This window comes from Coprobacter secundus subsp. similis (assembly GCF_015097275.1).
GTDB classification, from domain to species: domain Bacteria; phylum Bacteroidota; class Bacteroidia; order Bacteroidales; family Coprobacteraceae; genus Coprobacter; species Coprobacter secundus.
Map to the genome: position 1 here is coordinate 1,611,572 of NZ_AP023322.1, position 14,516 is coordinate 1,626,087.

At 37.0% G+C, this 14,516-nt stretch carries 10 protein-coding genes; 6 read left to right on the forward strand and 4 right to left on the reverse strand.

Translation table 11 applies throughout. From position 1 onward, the window contains the following. Nucleotides 1-70: 70 nt before the first annotated feature. The 3 genes from Cop2CBH44_RS06455 to Cop2CBH44_RS06465 all read right to left on the reverse strand — a co-directional run bounded on the left by Cop2CBH44_RS06455 (nt 71) and on the right by Cop2CBH44_RS06465 (nt 3,093). Nucleotides 71-1,285, reverse strand: a complete 1,215-nt coding sequence (locus Cop2CBH44_RS06455; RefSeq protein WP_200755745.1) for an OmpA family protein — start codon at nt 1,283-1,285, stop codon at nt 71-73. A gap of 501 nt (nt 1,286-1,786) precedes the next feature. Then, a complete protein-coding gene (locus Cop2CBH44_RS06460; protein WP_021931433.1) occupies nt 1,787-2,434 on the reverse strand; it encodes a carbohydrate-binding family 9-like protein in 648 nt (215 codons plus the stop codon). 2 nt (nt 2,435-2,436) lie between these two features. Next, nucleotides 2,437-3,093: a LysE family translocator gene (locus Cop2CBH44_RS06465; protein ID WP_021931432.1), complete on the reverse strand. Its 657-nt coding sequence runs from the start codon at nt 3,091-3,093 to the stop codon at nt 2,437-2,439. Nucleotides 3,094-3,360: 267 nt separating this feature from the next. Here Cop2CBH44_RS06465 and purL point away from each other — a divergent pair, with 267 nt between their 5' ends. The 6 genes from purL to Cop2CBH44_RS06495 all read left to right on the forward strand — a co-directional run bounded on the left by purL (nt 3,361) and on the right by Cop2CBH44_RS06495 (nt 13,213). Beyond that, a complete protein-coding gene (purL, locus tag Cop2CBH44_RS06470) occupies nt 3,361-7,059 on the forward strand; it encodes a phosphoribosylformylglycinamidine synthase (RefSeq protein WP_200755746.1) in 3,699 nt (1,232 codons plus the stop codon). Between the two features lie 104 nt (nt 7,060-7,163). Then, a complete protein-coding gene (locus Cop2CBH44_RS06475; protein ID WP_200755747.1) occupies nt 7,164-8,567 on the forward strand; it encodes an amidophosphoribosyltransferase in 1,404 nt (467 codons plus the stop codon). A gap of 210 nt (nt 8,568-8,777) precedes the next feature. Next, nucleotides 8,778-9,653: an electron transfer flavoprotein subunit beta/FixA family protein gene (locus Cop2CBH44_RS06480; protein WP_021931429.1), complete on the forward strand. Its 876-nt coding sequence runs from the start codon at nt 8,778-8,780 to the stop codon at nt 9,651-9,653. Between the two features lie 41 nt (nt 9,654-9,694). Next, nucleotides 9,695-10,714, forward strand: a complete 1,020-nt coding sequence (locus Cop2CBH44_RS06485; protein ID WP_021931428.1) for an electron transfer flavoprotein subunit alpha/FixB family protein — start codon at nt 9,695-9,697, stop codon at nt 10,712-10,714. A 12-nt stretch (nt 10,715-10,726) separates the two neighbouring features. Next, nucleotides 10,727-11,482, forward strand: coding sequence for an energy transducer TonB (locus Cop2CBH44_RS06490; RefSeq protein ID WP_200755748.1), 756 nt, complete (start codon nt 10,727-10,729; stop codon nt 11,480-11,482). A 24-nt stretch (nt 11,483-11,506) separates the two neighbouring features. Beyond that, on the forward strand, nt 11,507-13,213 hold the full coding sequence (locus tag Cop2CBH44_RS06495) for an acyl-CoA dehydrogenase family protein (protein WP_021931426.1): 1,707 nt from the start codon (nt 11,507-11,509) through the stop codon (nt 13,211-13,213). Between the two features lie 256 nt (nt 13,214-13,469). On the opposite strand, the gene recA is transcribed toward Cop2CBH44_RS06495, so the two are convergent. After that, nucleotides 13,470-14,510, reverse strand: a complete 1,041-nt coding sequence (gene recA / locus Cop2CBH44_RS06500) for a recombinase RecA (protein ID WP_021931425.1) — start codon at nt 14,508-14,510, stop codon at nt 13,470-13,472. Nucleotides 14,511-14,516 lie beyond the last annotated feature (6 nt).

Consider the following 14,516-nt stretch of genomic DNA (forward strand, 5'->3'; position numbering starts at 1 on the left):
ATTTTTTTATTATAAAAAAAGGCGTATTAGAATACGCCTATACGCCTTTTTCTATACTTATTCTATAAATCTATTTCTCTGTAATCATAACAGCACGATCCAATACATACGCACCGAATGGATTTAAACTGCTATCTTTAGTTTCTTTAATCAATTGATCTTTATCTACACCATAAGACACCAATTTATTAATTACACTTTGCGCTCTTTTATTCCGTAATGCTTCATTATAAGAAGCTTCCCCTGTTTTACTATCAGCATAACCACAAACTACATATTTCTGATTAGGGTTATCCTTCATCTGACGTGCAAGATTTTTCAACAGATATAAATCACGAGATTGTACTGTATAACTATCAGCTGTAAAATATAGTGTCAGTCCTGGGACACTTACATTCTTTTCGGCATCTTTGACCTTTTTATTTGCTTCAGCTAATTGATTTTCCAAATCTTTTACATTTTCTCTCAAATTTTCTACTTCTTTTTCAGATGCACTCAATTGATTCTCCAAAGCTTTTAACTTAGCATCATCATTATTATTTTCTGTGGATACCGGCTGCTTAAAAGTATTTTCTGAAGCTTCAGCAAAAGAAGTAAATGTCCGTTTTTTAAATTTATAAGAAGCACCCACAGTCAATCCGCCAATAAGATCTCCCCGACTTCCTCCTTGCCCGTCACAGTCATTATTAACCAATGCAAACCTTAAATTCAAATTCAAATCCCAAGCATCTGCTACCCTGAACTTATTTATCAATCCAAAGTGTGTCGCTTGACTAAAATTATCAAAATTTTTATCCGTAATAAATCCAAAACCGGTATATATCACGGGTTCATATACACGTTTTGAATTATATCGACCAAATAAGTTAGATAAATTAAATAACATATCCACATGTGGGGAGGCTGCATACCATTTCTGAGAAAAATACTTATTATCCGTCCACCCCTGAATATATGCTCCATTGCCAGAATAAGAGGCTCCTTTTAAACGATATCCGTCTATAGCAATCTGAGCACCAAACCAAGGTACAATCCATTTTCCTCCAGATATATGGCCCGTAAATCCTATTCGATCACCAAAAGACATAGCCTTATCATTTTGTCCCATGTACACATCACCTCCAAGTCCCAACGAAATGAACCAATTGTCTCTAAACTTATTCGTTACCACATTATTAACACCTGAGTGTTTCGTTTCCTTACTTTGAGCTGTATCCAGATCCTCTCCCTTTACTATAGAAAAAGAAAGAAACATGGCAAAAGCCATCCACAAGCACTTTTTCATAATCCTAATAATTTAATTCAATATCTCAAAAGCGTATCTATAACAACATATATCCCTCAAATAATAGTATAAGTCCAATAAACAACCTAATACTTTTATTTAATCATATATATTAATTCAACAGATACAAAAACAATATATATCTAAAATAGACGATTACAAAGGTAAAAAAAGTATATAAAATTATAGATTGTATATAAATATAATAATATATTTTAACTTAATTAACATCGGTAAACAAATTGGTATTAATAGGAAAAACTCTCTATAGTAAGTTCATAATACCTTCTAAACAAAAAATGACAATATATTACAATTCAAAAATACATAAAAGTGAGATAAACATTTATCTCAATTAAGATATGATTTTTAGTAAAAAGGAAACAGAAACACTTCCCAAAAGATTTAATAACCATAACATCTCAAAGAGGAAGAACCTTTATTCCGATTCTTCTCTCTTTAAGTGACAATAAATCAGACTATACATAAATGAACTATCATTCAAAAATGCAATTCTCCAAAAAATTCAGGACGATGGAAATCTGGGCATTTTGTTTGTATAGGACTCCAACTCAAATAATGTGGAAGACTTGAATTATCAGCACACTTATAAAAATTGGCATTTACCGTCTTCGGCAGATTATCCCCCTCCAATCCAAGTAATGAAAATGGTATAGCAACTAACAATTCCCACGCAAATATTCCTTGCATTTCTTGAAAAGGCTTATTTCCAGCCGATGCATATCTTTTTATTTGTGCCATTTTGTCAGAAGTAAAATGCGTGCAAAGTTCCCGACTTTCACGTTTAGCAGCAAGAGCTGTACCGATACAATTAAACTCAAAATTATAATATTCCTTCTCTCCTGGTATCTGCACAAAAAATTCAACGCAACTATCTTGCCAAACCGGACCATTGTCCTTATCATTTATCGCCAATAAACAATTACCTCGCACAAAGTAATTAATATACAAATACTTTTGACTTCGAGCTATACTAAACACCGTTATAGGTTTATACGAAAATTGTTCCGGCCAATTTACACACTCTATACTTTGACGCACAGCTTTCTCTTCAAGTACATCAGATACTTTCTCTAAATCAAGATTATCCAATTCAGGTAAAAAAGGGACAAAAATAGACTTCTTCATGGTCAAAATAAATTTAAACTAAAATATGAATTAATTCCCATAACAAAACCCACAATTGCCATAATAATAATTATTATGCCAATACCTCTATTTATAAGCCATATACTTCTCAAATTAAAACGGGTACGGACTTTATTTATAAGATATGTTATAGTAAACCACCAACTTATTGCTCCTAAAAATATAGAAACATAACCTGCAAAATAATCGGCATGCAAAGTATCTGGAGTAAAAAAATTAAGTCTGGCAAAAAGTCCAATAAACAAAAACAAAATCAGAGGATTAGACAACGTAAGAAAAAAGGCTGTCACAAAATCTTGTGTAAATGTATTTTTAGTATTACTTGCTTTACGGATACTCTTTGCCGGATTTTGCCGATAAAGAAAGACCCCAAATCCCACCAAAACAAAACTCCCCAAAATTTGTAACAAATTTTGATTGGCTTCAATAAAATCAATTACAATCGACATTCCCAAACCTGTAAGCAATGCATAACAAAGATCTGATACTGCTGCACCTACGCCTGTAACAAAACCTGACCATCGACCTTTATTTAAAGTACGCTGTATACAAAGGACTCCAATAGGACCCATTGGAGCAGACACCAATACACCTATAGCAAACCCTCTGATGATTGTATATAGCATTAAATCCACCATTCTCTTCTAACTTTCACGATGGGAAAACCCTAACATATTTTGTTGATGAATGCAAATATAGTGCTAAATTGTCATATTCTTGTCAATAGTTTTCGCATAAATGTTTTAAAGAATGCAGGTTTTGATTAATTTTGCATGCGTATTTTTACATTTGCTTTTTATGCCGCTCTTAACTACTTTTTGTTACGAATTTGAGTATAAGAGCATTATAGTTAATACTATGTAAATAGATTGAGGATTACAACCGAACAACTAAAACTCAAGATAATGGTCTTTTTTTTCAAAACATCTGCCCAAACTGTGATTGCCGTTGACGCCGATCACCCCTTTTCATCTCAAGAAATCGAAAAGCTCAACTGGCTCTTTGACCAAGCAAAAATCCTGGAAAATGACAACATAAAAGGATGGTTTGTCGGTCCACGTAAAGAAATGATCACTCCATGGAGTACCAATGCCGTAGAAATTACCCAAAATATGGGATTGAATGGAATCAACCGCATTGAAGAATACTTCCCAGTAAAAAATGAAAAAGCTGAACATGACCCAATGCTACAACGCATGTATAACGGTCTGAACCAACAAGTATTTGAAATCAATAAAAAACCTGATCCTATTGTATACATAGAGGATATCGCTTCTTATAACCAACAAGAAGGTCTGGCTTTAAGCAAAGATGAAATTGATTATTTGAACGGTCTATGTAAAAAAATAGGTCGCAAACTAACAGATAGTGAAGTATTCGGTTTTTCCCAAGTAAATTCAGAACATTGTCGTCATAAAATTTTTAATGGATTATTTATTATTGACGGTGAAAAAAAAGAAAGTTCTTTATTCAAACTTATAAAAAAGACTTCTGAATACAATCCTAATCGCCTGGTATCAGCATATAAAGATAATGTGGCATTTAATGAAGGTCCAGAAATCGAACAATTTGCGCCTGCAACCCAAGACAAACCAGATTTTTTTGAAATAAAAAATATCAAAACTGTAATCTCACTCAAAGCAGAGACCCACAATTTTCCCACCACTGTAGAACCATTTAATGGTGCAGCAACAGGCACCGGAGGTGAAATACGCGACCGACTAGGTGGAGGCAAAGCTAGTCTACCAATCGCCGGGACAGCTGTATATATGACTTCATACCCAAGAACTGAGAAAGGACGTTCGTGGGAAAAACATGCCATGCCTGAAAGAAAATGGTTATACCAAACACCTGAACAAATTTTAGTAAAAGCATCAAACGGAGCATCTGATTTTGGAAATAAATTTGGACAACCGCTAATCTGTGGCTCTTTACTTACTTTTGAACATGCTGAAAATTACAAAAAATTCGCATACGATAAAGTAATTATGCTCGCAGGAGGTATCGGTTTTGGAACTATGCGCGATGCAATAAAAGGAACTACTGAAGCCGGAGAAAGAGTCGTTGTCATGGGTGGAGATAATTATCGTATTGGAATGGGAGGGGGTGCCGTTTCATCTGTAGAAACAGGCGTATACGCCAACGCAATAGAATTGAATGCTGTGCAACGTGCCAATCCTGAAATGCAAAAACGTGTTGCTAACGTAATACGAGCCTTGGCCGAATCGGATAATAACCCAATAGTTTCGATACATGACCACGGTGCGGGAGGTCATCTAAACGCTCTTTCTGAATTAGTAGAAAGTACAGGTGGAAAAATAGAAATGGATAAGCTCCCCATAGGAGACCCGACTTTATCGGCCAAAGAAATTGTCGGGAACGAAAGCCAAGAACGCATGGGTATCGTCATTCATGAAAAAGATGTTGAAATTGTAAAACGCATAGCTGACCGAGAACGTGCTCCCATGTATAATGTAGGTGAAACGACCGGAGATATGCGCTTTGTTTTCGAACAAGCTGACGGAGTTAGACCAATTGACTTGGCAATGGAAGATATGTTTGGAAAAGCACCCCGCACTATAATGACAGACAAAACTATTATTGAAACATATAGTGACATTGAATACAAAACTAGCAAAATACACGAATATCTCGAAAATGTATTACAACTTGAATCTGTTGCTTGTAAAGATTGGTTGACAAATAAAGTAGACCGCTCTGTAACAGGAAAAGTTGCTCGTCAACAATGCCAAGGAGAAATCCAGCTTCCATTAAGTGACTGTGGTGTCGTTGCACTCGACTACCGAGGTAAAGCCGGAATTGCAACATCAATAGGACATGCTCCACAAGCAGCAATGATAGATCCTGCAGCAGGGTCTATACTTTCCGTAGCAGAAGCTTTGACAAATATCATATGGGCTCCGCTCACAGAAGGCCTAAACAGCGTCTCTTTAAGTGCCAATTGGATGTGGCCATGTAAAAATGAAGGAGAAGATGCTCGTCTATATAAAGCAGTAGAAGCTTGTAGCCAATTTGCGTGTGATCTTGGTATCAATATCCCGACAGGTAAAGACAGCCTCTCCATGACTCAAAAATACGGAGATGAAAAAGTATATTCCCCAGGAACTGTAATTATCTCTGCTGGGGCAGAAGTTTCTGATGTCAAAAAGGTTGTATCACCTGTATTAGTGCGTGACCGTAATACTTCGGTTTACTACATCGATTTTTCATTCGATAGTTTCAAATTAGGAGGCTCAGCATTTGCCCAATCATTAAATAAAATAGGGCGCGAAGCACCAATAATCAAAGATACAGAATATTTTGTAACAGCTTTTGATACAATACAAGAACTAATAAACAAAGGCCTTATTTTAGCTGGGCATGATATCTCTGCTGGAGGTATGATTACAAGTCTGCTCGAAATGACATTCTCCAACACAGAAGGAGGGCTTGAAGTCAACTTGGACAAACTTGCAGAAAAAGATATCATCAAGATATTATTCAGCGAAAATCCAGGGATACTGATTCAGGTAAAAGATAGAACATCTGTCGAAAAAATATTACAAAGCAAAGGAATTGGATTCCTAAAAATAGCTCGTCCATGCAGTGAGCGCCATATTTTAGTCAGCAAAGATAATGCTAAATATCAATTTGGTATTGATTACTTACGCGACCTCTGGTTCTCCTCATCATATTTACTTGATCGGAAACAAAGTGGAGAAGCTTGCGCTAAAGCTCGATTTGAAAACTACAAACAACAACCCATCAAATTAAAATTTGCACCTGAATTTACAGGAAAATTATCTCAATATGGAATTAGTGCCGAACGACGTACTCCAAGTGGAATAAAAGCTGCTATTATTCGTGAAAAAGGTGTAAATGGTGACAGAGAAATGGCGTATTCTCTTTATCTGGCAGGATTTGATGTAAAAGATGTACATATGACTGACCTAATCACGGGCCGTGAAACATTGGAAGATGTCAATATGATAGTCTACTGTGGTGGATTTTCTAATTCAGATGTATTAGGCTCAGCCAAAGGCTGGGCAGGAGGATTCTTATGGAATGAAAAAGCCAAAGCAACTCTTGACAGGTATTATTCTCGGAAAGATACTTTGAGCTTAGGAATATGTAATGGATGCCAGCTAATGGTTGAGTTAGGCTTATTAACTCCAGAACATGAACAAAAGCCTAAAATGCAACATAATGATTCACATAAGTTTGAATCCCAATTTTTAGGATTAACAATACCGAAAAATAATTCCGTCATGTTCGGATCTCTTTCTGGTAGTAAGTTGGGCATTTGGGTATCACACGGAGAGGGAAAATTTAAACTACCTTATTCTAAAGACAAATACAACATCGTCGCTCAATATAGTTATGACGCATATCCAGCCAATCCAAATGGTTCTCCTTATGCAATAGCAGGAATCGCATCAAGTGATGGACGTCATTTAGCAATGATGCCTCACTTAGAAAGAGCAATCTTCCCCTGGCAATGTGCATACTATCCTATAGAGCGTAAAGAAAACGATCAAGTAACTCCATGGATAGAAGCATTTGTAAATGCTCGTAAATGGATAGAAAAACAAATACAAAAATAAACTCGAACATACTACGGGAGGAGAAGGGTATAATACCGTCGTCCTCCCGTTCTTATTAAAAAAATATTTCAAAATACAGAAAGAAACAGAGGATTAAAAAGACTATGGGAGGATTTTTTGGTACAATCAAGAAAGAAAAATGTGTAGCTGACCTTTTTTATGGAGTCGATTATAATTCACACATGGGAACAAAGCGAGCCGGAATGGTAACTCAAAACAATGGAACTTTTACTCGAGCTATCCACAATATTGAGAACTCATATTTTCGCTCTAAATTTGAAGATGATTTACCATCATTTAGTGGGAACTCTGGCATCGGAGTTATTAGTGACACAGATGCGCAGCCAATCATTATTAATTCTCACCTTGGCAAATTTGCTATTGTAACCGTCGCTAAAATTAATAATATCCCTGAACTCGAAAAAGACCTGTTGGCCAAAGGTAATCACTTTTGCGAACATAGCAATAGCATCACCAATCAGTCTGAGCTGGTATCAATGCTGATTATTGAAGGAAAAAATTTCACGGAAGGAATCGAGAATGTATATCGCCGCATTAAAGGCTCCTGTTCAATGCTGTTACTTACTGAAAATGGAATCATTGCTGCACGTGATAAATACGGACGCACTCCCATACTCTTAGGTAAAGGCAAAAACGGCTTTGCAGTATCTTCCGAAACCTGTAGTTTCCCCAACTTGGGATATGAAACTCATTACAATTTAGGTCCAGGAGAGATTGTACATATCACAGCCGATGGTTTTACTCAAATGAGAAAACCAGGAAAAAAAATGCAAATATGTTCATTCCTATGGGTATATTATGGCTATCCAGTCTGTGAATATGAAGGGAAGAATGTAGATCAAATGCGTTTTGACTGTGGATTGGAAATGGGTAAAAACGATGATATCGAAGCAGATTTTGTCTCCGGCATTCCCGATTCGGGTATAGGTATGTCTCTCGGATATGCTGTAGGGAAAAAAATACCCTATCAGCGCGGAATTGTCAAGTACACCCCTACTTGGCCACGAAGTTTCACACCGCCTAATCAACAAATGCGTGAATTAGTGGCCAAGATGAAATTGATTCCAAACAAAAGTTTATTGAAAGATAAAAAAGTAGTCTTTTGTGATGATTCTATTGTTAGAGGGACTCAACTGAGAGATAACGTCAACGATTTATATCGTTATGGTGCCAAAGAAGTACATATGCGCATCAGTTGTCCTCCGCTTATTTATCCATGCAAATTCTTAAATTTCACAGCTTCAAAGTCAGAACTAGAGCTAATCACACGTCGCACAATACAAAAATTAGAAGGCAACCATTCTCAAAATCTATCGTCATATGCTACTACGAATTCCCCACAATATTGTCGCATGGTCAACAGTATATGTAAGGAATTAAATATCACAACATTGAAATTTAATCCATTAGAAACGTTGGTAAAATCTATTGGTCTTCCCAAAGAATGCATTTGTACACATTGTTTCGATGGTAGCAGCTATGAATAAAAAACCAGAATAAAGAATGAAATATCCACAATTTTGTTTCAGATTAGATTTTTATTACTCCTAAATTTCTGATTTTTGGATCAAAAACGTGGGCTTATTCAAAATAAGTAGAAAAAAACTTGGCAAATTAACAGCATTAAGTAAATTTGCGTAAGCGAAAAATAAATAATTGTATTTGTAAAATTGCAAATCTAATATCTCTAATAAATTATGAGTTTAAAAATTATTGTACTTGCTAAACAAGTACCGGATACCCGAAATGTTGGAAAAGATGCGATGAAAGCCGACGGCACTGTCAACCGCGCAGCTTTACCTGCAATCTTCAATCCAGAAGACCTGAATGCTTTGGAACAAGCGTTACAATTAAAAGATCAGCATCCCGGTTCTACTGTATCATTGCTCACTATGGGACCTCCCCGTGCAGCTGAAATTTTACGAGAAGGACTATTCCGAGGTGCAGACGGAGGTGTTTTACTGACTGACCGAGCCTTTGCCGGTGCCGACACACTTGCAACATCTTATGCTTTGGCTTGTGCTATTCGCAAAATGGGTGAATATGATATTATTATCGGAGGCCGTCAAGCAATCGATGGAGACACAGCTCAAGTAGGACCTCAAGTCGCAGAAAAATTGCATATACCACAGGTTACATACGCAGAAAAAATTATTAAAATAGAAAATGGTAAAGCTACTATCAAACGTCGTCTTGAAAGAGGAATCGAAATAGTAGAAGCAAAAACACCGTTGGTAGTAACTGTAAATGGAAGCGCTGACGAATGTCGGCCCCGTAATGCCAAACTGGTGCAAAAATACAAATATGCCAAGACTGTAAGTGAAAGTCAAAATCAAGATAATGACTATTTAGGCAGTATTTTAGATAGCCGACCATATTTGAAATTAAATGAGTGGAGTGTAGTAGACGTAGATGCTGACTTACAACAAGTAGGCCTTTCCGGCTCTCCCACAAAAGTAAAGTCAATAGAAAATGTTGTATTCCAAGCTAAGGAGAGTAAACGACTCACGGGTACAGATGTAGAAATTGACGATTTGATGAAAGAGTTAATTGCGAACCACACTATCGGATGATGTCTGTAAGTCATATACATTAACTCCTAAAAAACAAAATTATGAACAATCTTATTGTATATTGCGAAATAGAAGACGGCATCATTGCCGATGTAAGTCTAGAATTACTTACTAAAGGCCGTACTTTGGCCAACAAACTAAATTGTAAACTCGAAGCTCTGGTTATTGGACATAAGCTTGATGATATCGAAAAACAGATATTTCCTTATGGAGCAGACACCATATACTTGGCTGACGACAAAAGACTGTATCCTTACACATCCATGCCACACACTTCTGTTTTGGTAAATCTTTTTAAAGAAATTAAGCCCCAAATCTGCTTAATGGGTGCTACCAGTATTGGCCGAGACTTAGGACCGCGGGTATCATCATCACTACATAGCGGGCTGACTGCAGACTGTACTTCTCTTGAAATAGGTTCCCATGAAGATAAAAAAGAAAGAAAAAATTATGAAAACCTTTTATATCAAATTCGACCTGCTTTCGGGGGAAATATCGTTGCCACAATTGTAAATCCCGAATGCCGTCCGCAAATGGCAACTGTTCGTGAAGGTGTAATGAAAAAAGAAATAGTCTCACCTTCATATAAAGGAGAAATTATAAAGTTAGACATTTCGAAATACATCTCTGACACAGACTTTGTTGTTGAAGTAATCGAACGGCAAATAGAAAAGTCAAAAGTCAACATTAAAGGAGCTCCGATTATTGTAGCTGGAGGATACGGTGTAGGCTCGAAAGAAAATTTCAAACTTCTTTATGATTTAGCTGCTACTATTGGAGGGGAAGTAGGAGCTTCACGTGCTGCTGTCGATGCAGGATTTGCAGAACACGAACGACAGATAGGTCAAACCGGAGTGACCGTACGCCCTAAACTGTATATCGCATGTGGTATTTCTGGACAAATACAACATATTGCTGGTATGCAAGATAGCTCCATGATCATCGCAATAAACAATGATCCGAATGCACCTATTAATACCATCGCCGATTATGTTATAACCGGTACAGTAGAAGATATTCTTCCGAAAATGATCAAATATTATAAGAAAAATTCGAAATAGTATCTGAATCCGATGAGCAAATATCTGCTTACATATATTTTCATTATCACCACTCTATATCCGATACATCTTATATCGGCTCAAACTGATACGGTATATTATGATATTGACAATAAAAAGATTTCGAACAATGAAGTCAACCACATATACAGATATGAAGTGATAAATAAAATAGATGGTATCGGTCTTACTAAGGTATGCAAATTCAATAAAAAGGGAATACTGATAAGTGATGTCTATTACTCGTCATATACAAAGAAAAAAAAGATTCGTCAGGGTAATTCTAAAGAATTTTATTCATCAGGAAAAATCAGAGTCAGCTCCGAATATAATGAAAATGAACTAAATGGTAAGACTATTTCTTATTTCAAAAATGGAAATATCAGAGCAGAATATTGGTTCGATAACGGAAAAGTCGATAAGGAAAAAAGCCGGTGCTTCGATGAAGAAGGTAAACTGATACCTTACATACATTATCAAATATTGCCAGTCTTTCCTGGAGGGCAAGAAGCGTTCAAAAACTATTTGCAGAAACTGAAATACCCAGAAGCTCCTCAAAAAAAGAAAATAGAAGGCAAAGTTATCGTCCGCTTCGTTGTGAAAAGAGATGGTGCTATCGACGATATAAAGGTAGTTCACAGTATAGACCCATTTCTCGACCAGGAAGCTATGCATCTGGTAAAATCGATGCCCAAGTGGACTCCTGGATCACAGTTCGGATTGCCGGTAAATGTGTTATACACACTTCCTATCAACTTTAAACTTTAAGTAATAACAACAAAGTAAAATAATATGGCCAATTTTTATTTGGATAACAGTGATTTGAAACATCACTTAACTCACCCGCTCATGAAGCGGTTGGTTGCCTTAAAAGAGCGCAATTACACTGATGCGCAAAAATATGATTATGCACCCTTTGATTATGAAGACGCAATAGACAGCTACGAAAAAGTGCTCGAAATTGCAGGGGAAATTTGTGGTGACATTGTTGCTCCTAATGCCGAAGATGTAGATCATGAAGGCCCCCATGTCATAGACGGACATGTACAATATGCGGCAGGAACACAGAAAAATCTGGATGCCTTAGTCAAAGCCGGCCTAATGGGAATATCTTTACCTCGTCGTTACAATGGACTCAATTTTTCTCTAGTACCTTACATTATGGCAGCAGACATGGTAAGCCGTGCCGATGCCGGATTTGTAAATATATGGGGATTACAAGACTGTGCTGAAACTATATATGAATTTGCCAGTGAAGAACAAAAACAAAGATATCTGCCTCGTGTTTGTGCCGGTGAAACTATGGCAATGGACTTGACCGAACCAGATGCAGGGTCTGACCTACAAGCTGTAATGTTAAAAGCTACATATAGCGAGAAAGATGGATGCTGGTATCTGAATGGAGTAAAACGATTCATTACAAACGGAGATGGACACATTGCTCTTGTTTTAGCTCGTTCCGAAGAAGGTACCAAAGACGGGCGCGGCTTATCTATGTTTATTTATGATAAAAACGATGGAGGTGTTACCGTACGTCGCATCGAAAATAAAATGGGAATCAAGGGCTCTCCTACTTGTGAACTCGTATTCCGCAATGCAAAAGCAGAACTTTGTGGTGACCGGAAAATGGGCCTTATCAAATACGTAATGGCATTAATGAATGGTGCACGTCTGGGTATTGCTGCTCAGTCTGTCGGTGTATCTGAAGCTGCATATCGCGAAGCACTGTCTTATGCCCAAGAACGTCGTCAATTCGGTAAAGCTATTATTGAATTTCCTGCCGTATATGAAATGTTGTCTTTAATGAAAGCTAAACTTGATGCTTCTCGTTCATTACTTTATGAGACAACTCGCTTTGTTGATATGTATAAAACCCTTGAAGACATCTCAAAAGAAAGCAAACTCGAAAAAGAAGAACGCGCAGAAATGAAGATGTATCAAAAACAGGCAGATGCATTTACACCATTGGCCAAGGGTATGGGTAGCGAATTTTGTAACCAGAATGCCTATGACTGTGTACAAATACATGGCGGTTCTGGTTTTATGAAAGATTATGCTTGCGAACGCATATATCGTGACGCCCGTATAACATCTATCTATGAAGGTACAACCCAACTGCAAGTTGTTGCTGCCATACGTCATGTGACAACCGGAACTTACCTCAATATGATGAAATTTTATGAGTCTCAAGAAATTTCTTCAGATTTGATTCCTCTACGTAATCGATTAAAAACAATGACCGAGATTTACGAAAAGATTGTTACGAAAGTTACTGAAACTAAAGATTCTGAGTACATTGATTTTCATGCCCGTCGAATGGTAGAAATGGCTGGTCATATTATTATGGGACATCTACTATTGCTTGACACAACTCGTTGCGATTCATTCCGTACCTCTGCTGAAGTTTATATCCATTATGGAGAATCGGAAGTTACAAAAAATGCCAAATTTATCGACCAATTCGATGTTGAGGATTTAGAATTTTACAGAATGAAATAACGAATTTCCATATTTCATTATGGGGGTGTATCAAAACTAAAATGTCCCCTCCAAAAAGCTACAGATTGTAACTATAATACTTAAAAAGGGCGTATCAAACTCTGTATTGAGTAATGATACGCCCCTATCTTTAGTCCTTTAGGATGCTCAAATTTCAAATTATAAGCTCATATTTCCAAAAATTGAATTTTGATACACCCTCATTTATTACAGACAAAAAATCACTAAATAAAAAATTCAGGTGTTTAAAAATAATTTATTTAGCTGGTTTCAGCGCTTCCATTATCAAACCTTCAAGCTCCTCAGCTAACTCTGGATTGTCACTGATACATTTTTTTGCAGCATCACGTCCTTGCCCCAACTTGATTTCACCATAACTAAACCATGAACCACTTTTCTTAATAATTCCTTTTTCCACCCCTAAATCAATAATCTCTCCAGATTTAGAAATTCCTTCCCCAAACATAATATCAAATTCAGCCTTACGGAAAGGAGGTGCTACTTTGTTTTTTACAACTTTTACTCTCGTCTGATTACCAATTACTTCATCTCCATCCTTTATTTGGCTAATACGCCGTATATCAAGACGCACAGAAGCATAAAACTTCAATGCATTACCACCTGTCGTCGTTTCAGGATTACCAAACATTACACCTAATTTATCACGCAACTGATTGATAAAAATACATGTCGTATTTGTTTTATTTATTGTCGCCGTAAGTTTACGTAAAGCTTGTGACATCAAACGAGCTTGCAATCCCATCTTCGAATCACCCATTTCTCCTTCAAGCTCAGCTTTTGGAGTTAATGCTGCCACAGAATCTATTACAACAATATCGACAGCCGACGAACGAATGAGTTGCTCTGCAATCTCCAAAGCTTGTTCTCCACTATCTGGCTGAGAAATCCAAAGATTCTCGACATCTACTCCTAATTTTTCAGCATAAAAACGGTCAAATGCATGCTCTGCATCAATAATGGCTGCAATCCCTCCTGCCTTCTGAGCCTCAGCTATTGCATGTATTGCCAATGTCGTTTTCCCAGAAGATTCTGGCCCATAAATCTCTATAACACGCCCACGTGGAAAACCACCAACTCCCAAAGCTGCATTCAGCCCAATAGATCCCGTAGAAATTACGGCTATTTCCTCTACGTGGTCGTCCCCCATTTTCATAATGGCACCTTTACCATAATTCTTTTCTATTTTGTCCATTGCGGCTTGCAATGCCTTCAACTTTTCATTTGACACAGGTACTCTTCCTGCTTTGCTCTCAGCATTTACTTCTGTACTGTCCATAACTAT